General features: G+C 62.9%; 15 protein-coding genes. 5 read left to right on the top strand and 10 right to left on the bottom strand.

Annotated features, from left to right (window positions below; all coding sequences use genetic code 11):
- Nucleotides 1–17 precede the first annotated feature (17 nt).
- Complete coding sequence (locus V1283_RS25365; RefSeq protein ID WP_334389245.1) at nucleotides 18–1,265, bottom strand: multidrug effflux MFS transporter; 1,248 nt, start codon at nucleotides 1,263–1,265, stop codon at nucleotides 18–20.
- Nucleotides 1,266–1,504: 239 nt separating this feature from the next.
- On the opposite strand from V1283_RS25365, the gene hemC reads away from it, so the two are divergent.
- Nucleotides 1,505–2,479: a hydroxymethylbilane synthase gene (gene hemC / locus V1283_RS25360; protein WP_334393168.1), complete on the top strand. Its 975-nt coding sequence runs from the start codon at nucleotides 1,505–1,507 to the stop codon at nucleotides 2,477–2,479.
- A gap of 56 nt (nucleotides 2,480–2,535) precedes the next feature.
- Here hemC and V1283_RS25355 read toward each other — a convergent pair whose 3' ends face one another.
- On the bottom strand, nucleotides 2,536–3,522 hold the full coding sequence (locus V1283_RS25355; protein WP_334389244.1) for a Bug family tripartite tricarboxylate transporter substrate binding protein: 987 nt from the start codon (nucleotides 3,520–3,522) through the stop codon (nucleotides 2,536–2,538).
- A 306-nt stretch (nucleotides 3,523–3,828) separates the two neighbouring features.
- Here V1283_RS25355 and V1283_RS25350 point away from each other — a divergent pair, with 306 nt between their 5' ends.
- Entirely contained in the window at nucleotides 3,829–5,487 is a 1,659-nt protein-coding gene (locus V1283_RS25350) for a winged helix-turn-helix domain-containing tetratricopeptide repeat protein (protein WP_334389243.1), read from the top strand.
- A gap of 150 nt (nucleotides 5,488–5,637) precedes the next feature.
- Here the strand turns inward: V1283_RS25350 and V1283_RS25345 are convergent, their stop codons facing one another.
- The 7 genes from V1283_RS25345 to V1283_RS25315 all read right to left on the bottom strand — a co-directional run bounded on the left by V1283_RS25345 (nucleotide 5,638) and on the right by V1283_RS25315 (nucleotide 13,107).
- Nucleotides 5,638–6,114, bottom strand: coding sequence for a cyclic nucleotide-binding domain-containing protein (locus V1283_RS25345; protein ID WP_334389242.1), 477 nt, complete (start codon nucleotides 6,112–6,114; stop codon nucleotides 5,638–5,640).
- A gap of 87 nt (nucleotides 6,115–6,201) precedes the next feature.
- Nucleotides 6,202–6,870: a sugar ABC transporter substrate-binding protein gene (locus V1283_RS25340; protein ID WP_334389241.1), complete on the bottom strand. Its 669-nt coding sequence runs from the start codon at nucleotides 6,868–6,870 to the stop codon at nucleotides 6,202–6,204.
- A gap of 7 nt (nucleotides 6,871–6,877) precedes the next feature.
- Nucleotides 6,878–7,102, bottom strand: coding sequence for a hypothetical protein (locus V1283_RS25335; RefSeq protein ID WP_334389240.1), 225 nt, complete (start codon nucleotides 7,100–7,102; stop codon nucleotides 6,878–6,880).
- A gap of 176 nt (nucleotides 7,103–7,278) precedes the next feature.
- The gene (locus V1283_RS25330) at nucleotides 7,279–9,813 is read right to left on the bottom strand and encodes a branched-chain amino acid ABC transporter ATP-binding protein/permease (protein WP_334389239.1); all 2,535 of its coding nucleotides are present in this window, start codon (nucleotides 9,811–9,813) and stop codon (nucleotides 7,279–7,281) included.
- The gene (locus V1283_RS25325; RefSeq protein WP_334389238.1) at nucleotides 9,810–10,685 is read right to left on the bottom strand and encodes a branched-chain amino acid ABC transporter permease; all 876 of its coding nucleotides are present in this window, start codon (nucleotides 10,683–10,685) and stop codon (nucleotides 9,810–9,812) included. The genes V1283_RS25330 and V1283_RS25325 overlap by 4 nt, the downstream gene beginning before the upstream one ends.
- 89 nt (nucleotides 10,686–10,774) lie before the next feature.
- Nucleotides 10,775–12,019 carry an ABC transporter substrate-binding protein gene (locus tag V1283_RS25320; protein WP_334389237.1) on the bottom strand — a complete coding sequence of 415 codons (1,245 nt, stop codon included), beginning with the start codon at nucleotides 12,017–12,019 and terminating at the stop codon, nucleotides 10,775–10,777.
- Between the two features lie 179 nt (nucleotides 12,020–12,198).
- Nucleotides 12,199–13,107: an IclR family transcriptional regulator gene (locus V1283_RS25315; RefSeq protein WP_334389236.1), complete on the bottom strand. Its 909-nt coding sequence runs from the start codon at nucleotides 13,105–13,107 to the stop codon at nucleotides 12,199–12,201.
- Between the two features lie 197 nt (nucleotides 13,108–13,304).
- On the opposite strand from V1283_RS25315, the gene V1283_RS25310 reads away from it, so the two are divergent.
- The 3 genes from V1283_RS25310 to V1283_RS25300 are packed head-to-tail and all read left to right on the top strand — an operon-like array spanning nucleotide 13,305 to nucleotide 16,239.
- Nucleotides 13,305–15,104, top strand: coding sequence for a thiamine pyrophosphate-binding protein (locus V1283_RS25310; RefSeq protein WP_334389235.1), 1,800 nt, complete (start codon nucleotides 13,305–13,307; stop codon nucleotides 15,102–15,104).
- Nucleotides 15,105–15,124: 20 nt separating this feature from the next.
- On the top strand, nucleotides 15,125–15,829 hold the full coding sequence (locus V1283_RS25305) for an SDR family oxidoreductase (RefSeq protein ID WP_334389233.1): 705 nt from the start codon (nucleotides 15,125–15,127) through the stop codon (nucleotides 15,827–15,829).
- Nucleotides 15,830–15,846: 17 nt separating this feature from the next.
- A complete protein-coding gene (locus V1283_RS25300) occupies nucleotides 15,847–16,239 on the top strand; it encodes a cupin domain-containing protein (protein WP_334389232.1) in 393 nt (130 codons plus the stop codon).
- Here V1283_RS25300 and V1283_RS25295 read toward each other — a convergent pair.
- Nucleotides 16,236–17,114 carry a DMT family transporter gene (locus V1283_RS25295; protein WP_334389230.1) on the bottom strand — a complete coding sequence of 293 codons (879 nt, stop codon included), beginning with the start codon at nucleotides 17,112–17,114 and terminating at the stop codon, nucleotides 16,236–16,238. The two genes, V1283_RS25300 and V1283_RS25295, sit on opposite strands and share 4 nt — an antisense overlap.
- Between the last annotated feature and the right edge of the window lie 91 nt (nucleotides 17,115–17,205).

Here is a 17,205-nt window from a genome sequence, read left to right as displayed (position 1 = left end):
CGCATCTGCCATGCCCGTCACACCTTGATGCCATGCGGCTGGAACAGCCGGCCTTTCTCCACCACCAGCACGACCGCAAGCGCGGCCAGCGTGCAGAGCAGGAAGCCGGTCGCGAACGGCACCAGCGTGCCGTCAAAACCCTGGCCGATGCTGGCGCCGACGCTGATGCCGAGCAGGGTGGTGATCGTGCCGTACAGCGACGCGGCGGTGCCGGCGATGTGGCCCTGCGGCTCCATGGCGAGCGCGGTGAAGTTCGAGATCATCAGCCCGAAGGCAAACATCATCGACACCGAGAGCAGCATGAACAGCGGCAACGGCAGCATCTGCAGCTTTGCGGTCACCAGCATGATCGTGGCGATGGCCACGAAGCCAAGCAACGCGCCATGGGACATCACGCGCATGCCGAGCCGGCCGACGAAGCGGGAATTGACGAAGCCGGCGATGGCGGTGCCGATGGCGACGCCGGAAAACGCCAGCGGAAAGTAAAGTCCGAGGCCATAGATGCCGGTGAATACCTGCTGCGAGATGAACACGAAGGCGAACAGCGAACCCAGCACGCCGCCGGCGACCACCGCATAGCCCAGCGTCTGGCGATTGGTGATGGTCTGGCGGAACGCATCGAGTATGTCGCGAACGGCGAGCGACCTCCGGTTGGCGACCGCCAGCGTCTCCGGCATGCGCATCGCGCTCCAGACCAGCGTCACCACGCCGTACAGCATCAGGACGATGAAGATGCCGCGCCACTGCGCCATCAGCAGCACGGCCTGGCCGAAGGCCGGCGAGACGACGGGCACGGCGATGAATATCATCATCGTCAGCGACATCACGCTCGCCATGCGCCGCCCGGCATAGCAATCGCGCACGATCGAGGTGGCGATCACGCGCGTCGCCGCGGTGCTGACGCCTTGCAGCGCCCGCGCCAGCAGCAGCGTCTCGAACGAGGGAGCCGCGATTGCGAGCAGGCTGGCGGCGCAATAGACAACCATGCCGCCGAGCAGAACCGGGCGTCGCCCGAACCGGTCGGACAGCGGGCCCATCACGAACTGGCCGACGCCGAAGCCGACCAGGAAGATCGACAGCACCATCTGCGGCCGGTTGACGGAGGTGATGTGGAAGGCGGACGCGATGTTCGGCAGGGCCGGCAGCATCATGTCCATCGCAAGCGGATTCAGCGCCATGATGGACGCGATCACGATCACGAATTCGGGGAAGCCCATCGGGCGGTGGCCTGAAGCGGCCAAGGCATCGGCACTGGTATCGGACAACAAAAAAATCCTTTTGAAGGCGGCACCCTATGGATTTTGATGCGCTGCACAAATAACGTTTTCGGCATGGCAGACCATCGGCCAGCGGGGCTTGAAGCATGCCACGCCGGTCAGGCCGGAAGGCTCGCTCCGGCGGCAGGCCCAAAGGCGTTGTTCTGGTGGGCGGCTTGCTCTATCCCGTAACGCACGAACCAATAGCTTGATCGCCTTCGAACGGAGACCTTGTGTCGGGACAAACCTTGAAGATCGGCACGCGCAAGAGCGCGATGGCGCTGGCGCAGACGGAAGGGATCGCGCGGCTGTTGCGCGCTGCCGATTCCGCGCTCGATGTCGAGATCGTCAAGTTCGAAACCCGCGGCGACCAGGACCAGACCAGCAAGCTGCTGCGCCACGGCGGCAAGGGCGGCGCCTTCGTCGCCGAAATTCGCGAAGCCATGCGCGGTGGCCAGTTGCAGGCGGCGATGCATTCGCTGAAGGACGTTCCCGGCAACGAGGAGACGCCGGGCCTGATCATCGCGGCGACCCTGCCGCGCGACGCCGCCAACGACGCACTGGTGCTGCGTCCCGGTCTTTCGCTCGACGCGTTTCGCGCGTCGAAAGGCAACGGTTTCAAGATCGGCACCAATGCGGTGCGGCGCGCGGCCTATCTGCGCCGGCTGTTTCCGGAAGTGACGGTGATCCATTATCGCGGCGCGGCTGACACGCGCGTGGCAAAACTCGATCGCGACGACAAGCAGCGGCTTCCCGATGGTGGCGAGGTGGGTCCGGCGGACGCGCTTGTGATGGCGCGGTCGGGGCTCGAGCGGATCGGAATGACGTCGCGCATCGTCCATGATTTTTCCGTGCGCGAAATGCTGCCGGCGGTGGGGCAGGGCATCGTCGCGGTCGAATGCGTCGAGTACGACTGGCTCACGCGGGCGCGATTGGCGAAGATCGAGGACGCGGCGTCGCGGCGCTGCGCCGAAGCCGAGCGCGAGGTGCTGTGGGTGCTGAACGGCCATTGCAACTCGCCGATCGCCGGCCACGCCACGCTGGCGGGGGGCGAGATGACGCTGACGGCGGCCGTGCTCGACGAAACCGGCGACCGCTTCATCGAGGTGTCGCGGCAGGGTGCTTCGGACCGGCCGCGCGAGCTTGGCCGCGCCGTCGGGCTGGAATTGTTGGACAAGGGCGCCGCCGAGATTATCGCGCGCACACGGCCGGACGAACATTAAGGCACGTACCCATGGCGAGGTGATCTGCCGGGCGTACGGGCGTCGGCACCCGCACGCTATTCAGGCGCGAGTCCTAATGTCCTCACGGCATTCACCCAAATCGGCGTTTCGTCGTCGTACATCTGCTTGAACGCGATGTGTCCTTGAGCGGATTCGTCGATGCCATACGAGTCGAGCCACTTCTGTATCCTGTCAGTCTTACCAGCTTCCACCATCAGGCCGGAAAGGCGCTCGACTATTTCCTGCGGCATGCCGATGGGCCCAGCCAGAAAAGCGTAACCGGCGAGAGCAAAGATTTTGGAGTCGAGCCCCTGCTCGATAAACGTGGGAACGTCGGGAAGCTTCCTGCTCCGCTTCGTCGTCTGCACGGCGATTGCTTTCCCGGCTCCGGATTCCAACACGTTGACGGCATTGGCGTAGGTCCCCATCGCCGCCTGGAGTACGCCCGCGGCGAAATCCTGCCACATCGCCGCTTCACCGCGGTAGTGCACGGCTTTTATCTGAAGCCCGTACCGTTTGTTGAGTTCTGTAACGACGATATGCGGATAGGTGCCTGGGCCAAAGGTCCCCACATTCGTGCCGTTCTTGCGAGCGTATTCGACAAACTCCTTCAAGTTAGTGGCGTTCGTCGCCTTATAGGCGACTAATGGCAGAGGTCCTGCCGGTATGCTGGAAATGAGCGCGAAATCCTTATCTGCGTCGTACGGCAAATTCTTAATGATCACGCGGCTTTGCGCCAGAGTCGCCGTGATGGCGACGAGTAGCGTGTAGCCATCCGGCGGCGACTGCTTCACGGCTGCTGCACCGATCGAACCGCTGGCACCCGCCTTATTCTCAACGATAACCGGCTGGCCGAGTTTCTGGGACAGGTATTCGCCGTAGATGCGCGCAAGCGAGTCCGTAAGACCACCGGCAGGATAGGCGCAAACGATTTTGATCGGCCGGGATGGCCAGGTCTGCGTCCACCCCCGATCGTGATACGATAAAGCGATAGTGGCTGCGCCGGTCGCGATAAAGGCGCGGCGCGTGGTTTTCAATGCCATGACGACCTCCATCGTATTTGCGTTCCAAGGACGCGCGTCGTGGGCGCGTTGCTGCCGGTCCTTCAAGCGGACGGCCCTACGTTAATTCTTGAGTCGCTGCTCGGGGCACAGCTGCGCAGTGAGGCAAGCCGTTGGCTGCACTCATGGATTGCCTCCTGAGCAAATTGCTGCCACCCCGAGGACGGTATCAGGCCATGGGTGGGCGCTCTTGACATTCTGCTTACATTCTTCTCACCAGCGGCTTATTCTTGCGTTGCAACCGGCGCGAGAGACTGACGGGGGAAAGTCACCCAAGGAATTGCCAGCTTGCGGTATCTCTTCGAGGAGTACGCTTTCGACACCGACCTACGCGAGCTTTACCGCGGGGGGCACGTGGTCTCGGTTGCGCCGCAGGTATTCGACCTGCTCGATTATCTGATCCGCAACAGGGGACGGGTCGTGAGCAAGGACGACCTCATCAATACCGTTTGGAACGGCCGTATCGTGTCCGATGCAGCACTGACGACGCGCCTGAATGTCGCTCGGAGTGTGATTGGCGATTCCGGTGAAAAACAGCGTCTAATCAAAACTCTGCAACGCAAAGGCTTCCGTTTTGTTGGAACGGTGCAGGAAGTGCAGAGGCCCGCAGACGCGCCGCTCACAGCCGATTCTGGTGAACAGAGCTTTCAAAATGTCGCCCATCCAGACCCGTCCAATGCCGAGGCGCAGGATGGACTTGCCTCTGGAGCTCACAACGGCAGCACGATCTCAATTTCGCCTGCAACGCCGCGTCTTTCTATCGTCGTGTTGCCGTTCGCGAACTTCGGAGGTGATCCCGAGCAGGACTATTTCGTCGACGGCGTGACCGAGAGCCTGACCACCGACCTTTCGCGCATCAGCGGCTCATTCGTGATCGCGCGTAACACCGCTTTCACCTTCAAGGGCAAAGCCGTCGATGTAAAGCAAGTCGGGCGCGAGTTGAACGTCCGCTATGTGCTCGAAGGCTCAGTGCAGCGAGGCGGCAACCGGCTTCGGGTGAATGTTCAGTTGATCGATGCCGGAACGGGTAATCATCTTTGGGCCGAACGGTTTGAGAAACCCGTCGCCGACCTGTTCGACATGCAGGACGAAATCGTATCGCGGCTGGCAAACACGCTAAATGCCCAGCTCATTCAGGTTGAGGCGCGGCGAGCGGAACGTTCGACCCATCCCGATGCAATGGACCTGTATTTCCAAGGCTGGGCTTACGAGAACAATGGGACGACCGCGGAATACATGACGCAAGCGCAGGCGCTTTTCGATCGTGCCTTGGCACTTGATGCCGGGAATATTGAGGCGCTGGTCGGTTCGGCGCGGGTTAAAGCGGCGCTTGGCGCCAACCTTATGAGCGACGACTGGGCCGCGCATTTCGTGGCGGCCGAGGCAGTCTTAATCCGGGTTCTGTCCCTTGCGCCAAACCATGCTCGGGCTCATAGCATCTTGGGCCTCGTCCAATCATGTACCAACCGCGCCGTCCAAGGCATAGCTGAATGCGAGCGGGCGTTAGCACTGGATCACAATTTGGCCGACGCTCATGCCTTCATCGGTCTCGCCAAGTTCTTTCTCGGTCGAAGCGAGGAGACCGAGGCCCACATCCACGACGCGCTTCGCCTCTCTCCACGCGATAACAACGCCTATCGGTGGTTCATGTTTGCCGGTCTCGCCAAGTTGTTTCTCGGCGCGGACCTGCAAGCAGTTGCCTGGCTGCGCCGGAGTATCGAGGCCAACCGAAATCATCCCGTCCCGCATTGCCATCTCGCCGCCGCCCTGGCGCTGCTCGGCTCACCGGACGAGGCGCGGGCCGCCGCGCAGGCGGGTCTTGTGCTCAATCCGACCTTCACCCTCCGCCGCTACCGCGGCAGCGCAAAGAGCAACAATCCGGCTTACCTCGCCGGACGCGAGCGTGTGTATGAGGGCATGCGCATGGCCGGGGTGCCGGAGGGATGAACGGCAGGAGGTTGCCGGTGCGACCCAACGTCCTCCAAGGGGCACCCGCTACCGGGGCGATCCAGTGGCAAGTCCAGCCATGTCCGCTGTGACGCCGCAAGCGGAAGTCAACTCAGAACGTTGGCGGCCACGCTACGGGTCGTATCTGCATCATTCACTCGCGTGAAAGCTCAGCTCGGCAATGCGACGGTCGGCGCGCCGGAGACGCCGGCAAAGTTCGCGGTTGATATTCTGCATCACGATCACGTAGGCGTGGACGTCGGCCTTGTAGTATGCGTAGAGGTTTCGGGCCGTGAGCTCGTACAGTACGGTTTCGGTCTCCGCCACGACGGTGGCTGACCGGTTCTGCATTTCGATCAGCGTCATTTCGCCGAAGAAATCGCCAGGGCCGAGATCCGTCATCCGAATCGAGCGCCCGGAATCACCGAGCTTGCTCACCACGAGATCGCCCGCGTGAACGACGAACATCGAGCGCCCCGGTTCGCCTTCGGCAAAGATCGTGGCGCCGGCGTCGAAGCTGCGCTCGGCCAGCATTGAGATCAGGAGATCGAGGCTTGCGTCCGCGAGGCCACCGAAGAAAGGCGTGGCGAGCAAAAATGCTTTCAGATCGGGCGAGCTGACGGGCATCTATCCAATATACCCGCGCTCTCGGCAGCGGCAAGATTGGAACTATCTTTCCTGGCCGCGTCTGCCGGCATCCTGCAATGGATCGATTCAGCGCGCGACTTCGCTCCACTCCGGGCAAGTGCGCTGATCGACCGGCACAAGCCATGACTTGTAGTTGGTCTTGTCGATCACTTCCGCAGGCAGCATTACCTTTTCCGGCAGCGGCTCCCTCCTGAGGTGACGCACCGCGGCCCTGGTTGCGGTGCAGCCGATCTTGAACATGTTGAAATCGACGGAAGCCAGCATCCCGCCGGTTTCGATCTGCTTTACGGCCGGAAGGATTCCGTTGATGCCGATCACGATCGCCGTCCGGTTCGTGGCCTTCAGCGCCTCCAGCGCGCCGAGCGCCATGCTGTCATTGGCCGACAGCACCGCGTCGATCTCCTTGTGCTCGGTCAGGAATTTCTCCATCACGCGCCTGGCATCGGGTTGCTGGTAATTGCCGATGCCCGATCCCAAAACCTGGATGCCGGGAAATTCAGCGAATGCGCGCTGGTATCCGCGCACGCGCTCGCGATTGGTAGGCGCGGCCGGCGTTCCCTCGATGACGACGATCTTTCCCTTGGCCCCGAGTTTTTCGAAGAGATAGCGCGCCTCGCGGTAGCCGATCTCGAAATCATCGGCGCCGACATAGGTGACGAAGCTGCCCGGCAGCGGATTGGAAACCAGCACGATGGGGATTTTGGCATCGTTGAGCTTCTTCACGGAATCGATCATGGCGACGTCATCGACGGGGATGAAGATGACGGCATCGGGGTTTGTCTTTCAGCACCTGATCGACCATCGCTTTCTGTTCGTCGACGTTGTCGGGCTGGTTCGGGACCAGGTGGATCAGCTTCACACCCGTGGTGCGCGCGATCTGGTCGGAGGCGATGCGGAAGGCCTCATAGGCGGGGTTGGTGCGGTTCTTGGTGAATACGGCGATGGTCATGGGGTTGTCCGCGGCCATGATATGGCTTGCGAACAAGAGCATAGATCCTGCAAGCATTGTCGTTATCAGATTTCGCATCGCAGCCTCCCGGGGAGAGCCGTCATTGCGAGCGAAGCAAGCAATCCATAGTGCGGCATGTGGAGAGGTGGATTGCTTCGCTGCGCTCGCAATGACGGCGGTGAGTGTCATTGCCGTCACAACCAAAGAATCTTCTTCCGGTATTCGAGATCGGTCAGCAGCGGTTGCGCCGGGCCCTCATGGAACACTGCGCCGCGCTCCAGCGCGAATACGCGGTCGGCGAGCGCCAGAACGAGATCGAGATTGTGTTCGACGATCACGATGGAGATGTGCTGCCGCAGCCGGTCGAACATCTTGAACAGGTCGAGAATCACCGCGGGCGCCAGCCCCTCGAAGGGTTCGTCGAGCAGCAGCAGCTTGACGTTGCCCGACATCGCGCGCGCCACCGCCACCATCTGCTGCTCGCCGCCGGAGAGATAATCCGCCGCGACATCCATGCGCTCGCGCAGGCGGGGAAAGTATTCGAGGATCTGCGCTTCGTCCCAGACTACGCCGTTGCTGCCGTCGGTCTTGCGGGCGAGACGCCCGAGCGAGAGGTTTTCCCGCACCGTCATGCCGGCGAACAGGCCGCGGCCCTGCGGCACATAGCCGATGCCGGCGCGCGCAATGTCCGGTGCGGGCAGGCGGGAGATATCGAGGCCGACATATTCTACCGTGCCCGACGACAACGGCACAAGGCCGGCGAGCGTCTTCAACAGCGTCGACTTGCCGGCGCCGTTGCGGCCAAGGAGAGCGACGATCTCGCCCTCGCGCACGTCGAGGGTGGCATCGTGCAGGATGTGGCTCTTGCCGTAAAAAGTGTTGACGCGTTCGAAGCGCAGGACCGGCGCTGTGCTCGCGCCGATGCGCTGACTGCTGGCGTGCTCGACCTCGGGAACGCCAGTGCCGGTATAGACCTCCTGCACGCGGCAGTCGGCGCGCACGGCCTCGGGCGTGCCGGTCATCAGCACTTCGCCCTGGTTCATCACGGTGACGGTGCGGGAGAAGCCGAGCACGCGGTCGATGTCGTGCTCGACGATTAGGACCGGAATATTGGCGGCGATGTTTTTGACGAGGTTCGAGACGCGCTCGCGCTCGGCGGCGGCTAGTCCCGCCAGCGGCTCGTCCAGCAGCAGCACTTGCGGCTTGGAGCCGAGCGCGATGCCGAGATCGACCAGCCGCTGCCCGCCATAGGACAGTTCGCCGCCCTCGATGGTCTCGATCCCTTCGAGGCCGAGGAATTTTATCAGCTCCGCGGTCTCGGCGTGGATTTCCTCGTAGTGATCGATATCGCGCCAGAGGTCGAAGCGCCCGGCGTTCTGCGCCTGCAGCGACAGCCGCAGGTTTTCGTAGATCGACAGCCCCTTGAACAGATTGGTGATCTGGAACGAACGCGTCAGGCCCTGGTGGCAGATCGCCTCCGAAGGCACGCCCTGGATCTCGCGGCCGTTCAGCTTGATGGTGCCGGTGTCGGTCGGATAGAGGCCGGAGACCAGATTGAACAGCGTGGTCTTTCCCGCGCCGTTCGGCCCGATCAAGGCATGGATTTCGCCGGCGCCGACCTGCAGGCTCGCATCGGTCACCGCGCGAATGCCGCCAAAACTCTTCGAGACGCCGCGCACGTCGAGCACGATGCCGTCGAGCCCTTTCGGCAGCAGGAAGGCCGGCAGCGGCAGGCCTTCGTAGATTTTCCGCCGGCTCATCGCGGCGGATTCTTCCGGCGGCGGCCACCAGCGTTTTGCCAGCGTCGCCCAGATGCCGACGAGGCCGCCCGGCGAATACAGCACGAAGGCGACGAAGACGAGGCCAAACCACAATAGCCAATTCGAGGTCCAGATCGAAAACAACTCGCGGAACAGGATGAAGAACAGCGCGCCGATCGCTGGCCCCAGCATGCTGCGCATGCCGCCGATCACGACGACCGCCAACAACTCGCCGGAGAACGGCACTGACACCGCTTCGGCGGATACGAGATAATTCTGGAAGCCGATCAGCCCGCCGGCAAAACCGGTGACCACCGCCGAGATCACGAAGACGCCGAGCTTGTAGCGTTCGACCGGATAGCCCTGGAAGGTGGCGCGCAACTGGTTCTCGCGGATCGCCATCAGCACATGGCCGAACGGCGAGCGCACCAGCCGCAGCAGCAGATAGAGCACGCCGAGGCAGAGTATGGCGACGACGATATAATAGTTCAGCGCGTTGTCGAGGCTGAACGGCCCGATGCTGCCGCGCTTCAAGCCGCCGAGGCCGTCCTCGCCGCCGGTCACCGCGGTCCAGCGGAAGGCGATGGTGTAGGCCAGGGCCGACAGCGCCAGCGTCAACAGCGAGAAATAGACGCCGCGCCGGCGCAGGATGACGAACCCGACGAAGGTCGCGATGACGGCGACGACCACCGCCGCCAGCAGCAGCGGCAGTAAGATGTCGTTGTTGAACCAGTTGCGCTGGATCAGCCCCGCCGCGTAAGCGCCGATGCCGAACCAGGCGCCGTGGCCGAACGAGACGAGGCCAGTATAGCCGATGCAGAGATTGAGCGCCATCGCGGCAATGGCGAGCGCCACCACCATGGTGCCGGTATTGAGCGACAGCCCGAGCAGATAGAGGCCGAACGGCAACGCGATGACGGCAAGCGTAGCCAGCAGCAGCGGGCGATATTTTTCGGCGGTGCTCGTCATTCGAACTTCTCGATACGTTCGCCAAGCAGCCCGCGTGGCCGCACCAGCAGTACCAAAAACATCAGCACGTAGATCGAGGCTTCACCGGCGGCCGGCGCGAAATGGATGGTGATGCCGCGGACGACCCCGACCAGGAATGCTGCGATCACCACGCCCCAGAAACTGCCGAGGCCGCCGATCACGACCACGACAAAGGCCACCGTGATGATCTCGGCGCCCATCGCCGGGTGCACGATGGTGATCGGCGCAAAGAACGCACCGCCGAGGGCGGCCATGCCGACGCCGAGCATGACGATCACGGTCATGTAGGGCTGTAGCCGGATGCCGAGTGCTGCGACCATGTCCGGCCGCTGGATGCCGGCGCGCACCACGCGGCCGAACGAAGTTTTGTGCAGCAGCAGCCAGACGCCGAGCAGGACTGCGGCGACGACGGCGAGGATCAGCAGGCGATAGCGCGAAAACAGGAAGTCGCCGAGGAAGACCGAGCCGCGAAAGCTTTGCGGGATCGCGGCCGATATTGGCGGAGCGCCCCAGATGATCCGGATCGCTTGTTCGGTGACCATGGCGAGCCCGAACGTCACCAGCAAGCTGAGGATCGGATCGGCGTCGTAGAATCTACGCAGGATGAAGCGCTCGAACAGAATGCCGAGGAGCGCGACCGCAACCGGCGACAGCACCACCGCCGAACCGAAGCCGAGATATTTCGTGATCTCAACCGATATGTAGGCGCCGAGGGCATAGAACGCGCCATGGGCGAGATTGACGATGCCGCCGACGCTGAAGATCAGTGACAGGCCGAGCGCAATCAGGAGGTAATAGCCTCCGAGCACCAGGCCATTCACCACCTGCTCCAGCAGAAATCCGAACTGCATGTGCGATCCGCGAGATTAAAAGAAGACGGCGCCGGCTTGTTAGTGCCGGCGCCGCAACGCCAGTGTGCCCGACGCCCGTTTTCGGGCTTCTATGCCTTCATGTTGCAGGGATTTTGCGTCTTCGTCGGGTAGATCGATTCAAGCTCAGTGCCCGCGGCCGGCACGGCGTCGCCGAGCACGAGCATGTCCCACTTGTCCTTCATCTCGTTCTTCGGTTTTACGGTGAACGGATAGGCCTCCTGTACCAACTGATGGTCCCAGGAGCGGAAATAGGCCTTGCGGCCCTTCATGATGTCGAACTGCGTCTGCTTCTCGAAATAGCCGATCAGCGCGTCGCTCTCGGTCGACTTCGTTTCGGTGATCGCCTGCGCGATCATTTTCAGCGTGATGTATTCGATCCAGGCATGGTTCTCCGGCGGTTTGCCGTGCTTCTTGGTGAAGGTCTCGACGAACGCCTTCGATGCCGGATTGTCCAGCGTGTGATACCAGACCGTCGGCCAGGTGCCGCTGAGATTGCCTTCGCCCATCGCCCAGGCGTCGCCGGTATTGAGGTTGAAGCCGACCAGCGGGTAGGGGAGGCCGAACTCGGCATATTGCTTGACGAGATTGGTGACCTGGTTGCCGGCGAGGTTGCAGCACACGACGTCGGGCTTGGCCTGCCGCACCTTCAGCAGATATGGGCTGAAGTCGGTGACATCGGTCGCAATCAATTCGTCGCCGATCAGGGTAGCGTCGTTGGCGCTGAAGAAGGCCTTTGCGGCTTTCAGGAGGTCGTGGCCGAAAATGTAGTCCGCCGTCAGCGTGACGAACTTCTTGCCCTTCACCATGCCCTTCTGATTGAGGGCGGTGCCAACGGCGTTGACCATCACGGTATTGGGAATGTCGCAGTGGAAGGAGTAGCGGTTGCAATCCTTGCCGCGCAGCGCGTCCGAGCGCGCGCCGGTCGAGAAAAACACCTTCTTGTTGCGCTCGGCGACCTGCATGATGGTCAGCGACGAGGCGGAAGAGATTTCGCCGAACAAGAGTACCGCGCCGTCCTGCTCGATCATGCGCTGCGCCTTGGTGGACGCAGTTGCGGGATTGACCGAGTCTTCCGACATCAGGTCGATCTGCTTGCCCATGATGCCGCCGGACGCGTTGATCTCCTCGGCCGCCATCTTCACCCCGAGTTGGGCATAGCTGCCGATCGCGCCGAGGAAGCCGGTCAGCGGCACCAGATGGCCGATCTTTATGCGCGCGGCCTGGGCACTGAGGATGGCCGGAGATCCGATCGCGGAGGCGCCGGCAAAGGCGGCGCCGGCTTTCAACAGGGTACGTCGGCTGTAGCGGGTCATCACTGGTCTCCTCCCGGGATACGTCGCGACGTTCTCTCGTCCGTTTCCGCGTATGCGACAATGTGAGAGACGTTCTTCTATTGTTGTAAGATATTTCCGGACGCGATGGCTCCTGTCAACGCCAAATGCGTCGCAGCCGCGTTCAGCCGGTTTGGGATGCGGATTTCAGCCGGATTGGATCAGGAGGATTTCGCCAGATCCCGCGCGCCGAATTCGGCCGACAGCCGGCTGGCCGCCGATTGCACCAGCTTGGCGCGGCTCTGCAGCACCTGGTCGGTCATGCGCCAGATCGGGCCGGAAATGCCGAGCGCGCCGATCACTTCGCCGGTGAAATTGTAGACCGGCACCGCGACGCAGCGGACTTCGGCGTTGAATTCGCCGTCGTCAAAGGCGATCGCGCTGCGGCGAATTTCAGCGATATCGCGCAGCAGCACGGTGGGGTCCGTGATCGATTTTTTCGTCGATGGTTTCAGTTCCACACGTTCGAGAAAGCGCTTCAACTGATCGGGGCGCAGCGAGGCGAGCATGATCTTGCCGAGCGCCGTGCAGTGCGCCGGGCGCACCACGCCGACGCGGTCGGTCAACTGGAATGCGCCGGGCCCGCTGGTGCGGGCAATCACGACGACGGCGTCGCCCATGCGCACGGCAAAATGGCCGCTTTCGCCGGACTCCCGCGACAGGTCTTCCAGCACCGGCGTCGCCAGATTGACCATCTCGATTTCATCGAGCGCGCTGGCCGCGAGCGCAAACAGCGGGCGGCCAACACGATAACGTTTTGAATCGCGCTCCTGCCGGAGATAGCCGAGCGAGACCAGCGTCTTGGCGAGGTGGAAGGTGGTCGAATTATGCAAGCCCACCAGCTTGCTGAGATCCGCCAAGCCGATGCCTTCGCGGTGACGCGCGACTTCCTCCAGGATCGAAAACGCCCGGCCCAGCGACTGCACGCCGCCCCGCGCGCGTTCCTCGGCCTCGTCGTCGATGTTGGGCTCGCTCGATGGCACCAGCCTTGCGATCGAGACTTTGCCGTTCGAAACCTTGCTCGATGTAGTCTGCTTGTCGCTCGTCTTCGGCTTGGTGCGCGGTTTCACGGGAATCAGATCTCCAGAGTGGGCAAGGCGAACTCTATCAGGCCGTCCTCGCCCATTAACAGCGCCAGGCGCGTTTCCGCACCATACCACAATAGCAATTGACGTACAGTATTATGAGAAATAGGTTCGGGCCCGTCGCCGGCCGCGCAAGCAAGACGCGGAGGCGAATTCGTTGAGCTGCAGGGAGATGGTGGTCGATGTCGCGTAACATGCTCAACGGCGCTCAGGTCATCGTCGACTACCTGATCCAGGAGAAGGTGCCGCAGGTGTTCGGCCTGTGCGGCCACGGCAACATCCAGTTCATCGATGCGCTCTACGAGCGCTCATCCGACATCAAGACCATCTCGGTGCACCATGAGAGCGTCGCCGGCTTCATGGCCGACGTTTATTACCGCGTGTCGGGACGGCCGACGGCGACGTTCACCTCCTGCGGGCCCGGCTCGGCCAACCTGCCGATCTCGCTCGCCAACGCCTTCCTCGACTCCGTGCCGTTCATGGCGGTGACCGGCAACGTGCCGACCAGCCAGTTCAACCGCGGCGCCTTCCAGGAAATGTACCGGCATTACCAGGCCGATTTTCCCTCCACCGTGCGCACGATGTGCAAGAAGGTGTTTCAGCCGACGCGCGGCGAGATGGTGCCGCTGGCGGTGCGGCAGGCCTGGAAGACCATGACGACCGGCCGGCCCGGTCCCGTGGTGCTCGACGTGCCCTTCGACGTGTTCATGGAGTCGGCGGCCGAAGAGGCGCCGAACGCGATCGCATGGAACGCCAACATCTCAAGCCGCTGCGGCGCCGATCCGGATGGCGTGGTGAAAGCCGTCGACATGCTGCTGTCAGCCGAGCGGCCGGCGATCATCGTAGGCCAGGGCGTGCGTTATGGCGGCGCGGCGGAAGAATTGCTGAAGCTCGCCGAGCGGCTGCAGATTCCGGTCGCGGCCTCCGCGAGTGGCCTTGGCGCGATCGATTGCAACCATCCGCTGGCGCTGGGCCTCGTCGCGCGCGCCGGGCATTACCAGGCCAACCACGCGACGCGACAGGCGGACGTGCTGCTGGCGATGGGGATGCGGTTCGACGATCGCACCTCGAGCTCGTGGATCCCGGGCTACTCCTTCACCATTCCGCCGACGCGGCTGATCCATGTCGACATCGATCCCGAAGAGATCGGCCGGAATTATCCGGTCGCGCTTGGCCTGATGGCCGACGTCCGCACGTTCCTGCGACAGGTCCATGCCGAACTCGATCGTCGCGCCGATCTCACCAAAAAGGCCGATGCGCGCAAAAAGTGGCTTTCGCAGATCGACGGCTACCGGAAAGAGTGGGACAAGTTTGTCGCCCCCGGATTTTCCGACGACACCACGCCGATCAATCCGCAGCGCGCCGCGCTCGAAATCGACAAGGCGCTGCCTGACGATGCGATCCTTGTCAGCGATATCGGCGTGCACCACAACTGGCTGCTCGGCTTCTGCAAGCCGAAGCGGCCGGATTCGCTGATCGGCTCGATGGGATTCGGCCCGATGGGTTTTGGGGTTGCCGGCGTGATGGGCGCAAAATTCGCCGCGCCCGACCGGCCCTGTGTCTCCGTGTGCGGCGACGGTGCCTTCTTCATGCACGCCAACGTGCTGGGAACGGCGGTCGAATATAATCTGCCTGTCGTCTGGGTGGTCTGGAACAATTACGCTTATGCCTCGATCCGGGGATTGCAGCGCGGTTATCTCGGCGGACGGGAACTGGCGACCGACTTCCACGATCCCAACACCGGCGAGCGCTACAATCCGGATTTCGCGGCGATGGCGCGCTCCTGCGGCGTCGAAGGCGTGCGCGTCGATCGTGCCGGCGATCTCGGCGAAGCCATCCGCAAGGGCATCGCGGCGAACAAGCCCTATCTGATCGATGTCGATATCGCCGCCGATATCAATCCGGCCGGCGCCGGCGTCTGGGAATTGCCCGGGCTCGGCCAGAGCAAGGCCGGCATCGGCACGCGCTTTCAGCCCGCCTGATCTCGTCGGAGGAAATCTTAATGTTGCTTGCAGGCAAGAAAGTCGTCGTCGTCGGTGGTTCCTCCGGCATCGGTCTTGCGACCGCAGAGATGGCGAAGCGCGAGGGCGCCGATGTCATCATCGCGTCGCGCAACGTCGAGCGGCTCGACAAGGCTGCCGAAAAGCTGAATGCGATCGCGATTCCAACCGACGTCACCAGCGATGACAGCGTGGCGGAATTATTCCGCCGTTGCGGTCCCGTCGATCATGTCGTGGTCACGGCGGCGCAGCTTCGCACCGGTCCGTTCAAGACGGTGGCGATGGCAGATGTCCGCGCCACCATGGAAGGCAAGTTCTGGGGCGCCTGGCGGGTCGCGCAGCAGGCGCAAATCCGCGCCGGCGGATCGTTGACGCTGGTCTCGGGATTCCTCAGCGTTCGTCCGCGTCCGAATTCGGCGATCGTCAGCGCCGCCAATGGTGCCCTGGAATCGCTTTCGCGAGCGCTGGCGCTCGAACTCGCGCCGGTGCGCGTCAACGCGGTCTCGCCCGGAATCATCGACACCCCGATCCGCGCCGCGATGCCGGAAGAGGCGCGGCGCGATATGCTGGCGAAAGCTGCGGCGTCGCTGCCGGTCGGCCGCGTCGGCGCGGCTGAGGATATCGCGCGGCAGATCCTCGGTTTCATGGCGAACGGCTTTGCGACCGGATCGATCGTCTATATCGACGGCGGGGCGCTGGTGATCTGACGGCAGAGGAGGCCATCATGGCTTCGGAAAACAACGGCGCCTTCATCCGCAACATCGCCGAAGTGCCGTGGCGGGAATTCCCCAACCATTTCGGCGGCGCGCTGTCAAAACCGCTGGTCATGCCGGAGACCGCGGGCTCCCGCCACATCGACTATCGGATTTCGATGTACCAGCCGATGGCGCATGTCGCGCGCCACAAGCATCTCGTGCAGGAGCAGATCTATCACGTGCTCGAAGGCGAGGGGCTGATAGAAATCGCCGGCAAGAACCATGTGGTGCGCAAGCACGACTTCATCTTCCTGCCGCCCGGCGTCGAACACGCGATTTCGAATTCCGGGCTGGTCGATCTGGTGTTCCTGGTGATCACCTCGCCGGTGACGGATGATGAGAAACGGTGTGAATTTGGCTAAGCCTTCGCCGATCCGAGCAGGATGACGCCCCCGATCAAGATTGCGCACCCCGCCACACGCCAGGCCGTGACCCGTTCGCCAAGGATCAGCATGCCGAACAGCGCGCCCACCATCATCGACATTTCACGCGCGGGTGCGACCAGGCTGAGTGGGGCGCCCATCTCGATGGCTGTGAGCACGAGGATGTAGGACAGCGGCGACAGCGCGCCGACCCCGAATGCCAGCAGCCAATAGCCTTTCATCTTCTCCTTCGCGCGAGGCAGGTTCGAAAGCACGATCGGCAGCATGATGAAGAAGCGCAGCAGGTTGGTGATCCAGTCGAGCACGACTGGGTGAATGCCGAGCAGCTTGACGCCGTATCCGTCGACGACGGTGTAGCCCGCGATCAGCGATCCCGTCGCGGTGCCCCAGCGCACGCCGTCGAGGCCGCGCGGGCGGCGAAACGCCGAGAGATCGCCCTGCGTGGTGATCAAGCCGATCCCGGCGACGACGGCGAGCAGCCCAAAGATGCCCTGCGCGGTCGGCGTCTCGCGCAGCAGGATGAACGCGCCGATCGAGGACAGCAGCGGTCCGGTGCCGCGCGCGATCGGATAGACCACGGAGAGGTCGGCGACCTGATAGCCGCGCTGCAGGCAAAGGCTGTAGGCCAGATGAATGGCCGCGCTGAGCACGAGGCAGCCGGCCACCGGAAGGTTCCAGTGCAGGTCACCGTAAATCAGTAGCCAGATCATCCACGGCAGATAGACGAGGCAGGCGAACAAATTGTAGGCGAAGACGAAGGTCGGGCCGGCATCGGCGGCGCGCTTGGACAGCAGATTCCATGTGGCGTGAATAAAGGCGGCGAGGACGACGAGGGTTAGCGAGAGCAGCGACATGAGACCTCCGTGCCATCTGGCGCGAACAAAGATCTCGACATCTCCTCCTCTGGGCTTTTGTCCCTCGGGTGCAGCCGCGGGCTGGCGCGGT

Origin of the sequence: Bradyrhizobium sp. AZCC 2262 (assembly GCF_036924535.1) — a bacterium.
GTDB lineage: Bacteria > Pseudomonadota > Alphaproteobacteria > Rhizobiales > Xanthobacteraceae > Bradyrhizobium.
The sequence above is the reverse complement of the archived record's forward strand: the minus strand, read 5'-3'. Positions and strand labels throughout refer to the sequence as shown.

What these genes read in the sequence shown, in the direction of transcription:
- V1283_RS25340 (WP_334389241.1), bottom strand. Translation starts at nt 6,870, where the DNA reads ATGATCGATTCCGTGAAGAAGCTCAACGATGCCAAAATCCCCATCGTG.
- V1283_RS25295 (WP_334389230.1), bottom strand. Translation starts at nt 17,114, where the DNA reads ATGTCGCTGCTCTCGCTAACCCTCGTCGTCCTCGCCGCCTTTATTCAC.
- V1283_RS25305 (WP_334389233.1), top strand. Translation starts at nt 15,125, where the DNA reads ATGTTGCTTGCAGGCAAGAAAGTCGTCGTCGTCGGTGGTTCCTCCGGC.
- V1283_RS25325 (WP_334389238.1), bottom strand. Translation starts at nt 10,685, where the DNA reads ATGCAGTTCGGATTTCTGCTGGAGCAGGTGGTGAATGGCCTGGTGCTC.
- V1283_RS25335 (WP_334389240.1), bottom strand. Translation starts at nt 7,102, where the DNA reads ATGGCCGCGGACAACCCCATGACCATCGCCGTATTCACCAAGAACCGC.
- V1283_RS25310 (WP_334389235.1), top strand. Translation starts at nt 13,305, where the DNA reads ATGTCGCGTAACATGCTCAACGGCGCTCAGGTCATCGTCGACTACCTG.
- V1283_RS25345 (WP_334389242.1), bottom strand. Translation starts at nt 6,114, where the DNA reads ATGCCCGTCAGCTCGCCCGATCTGAAAGCATTTTTGCTCGCCACGCCT.
- V1283_RS25320 (WP_334389237.1), bottom strand. Translation starts at nt 12,019, where the DNA reads ATGACCCGCTACAGCCGACGTACCCTGTTGAAAGCCGGCGCCGCCTTT.
- V1283_RS25300 (WP_334389232.1), top strand. Translation starts at nt 15,847, where the DNA reads ATGGCTTCGGAAAACAACGGCGCCTTCATCCGCAACATCGCCGAAGTG.
- V1283_RS25355 (WP_334389244.1), bottom strand. Translation starts at nt 3,522, where the DNA reads ATGGCATTGAAAACCACGCGCCGCGCCTTTATCGCGACCGGCGCAGCC.
- V1283_RS25330 (WP_334389239.1), bottom strand. Translation starts at nt 9,813, where the DNA reads ATGACGAGCACCGCCGAAAAATATCGCCCGCTGCTGCTGGCTACGCTT.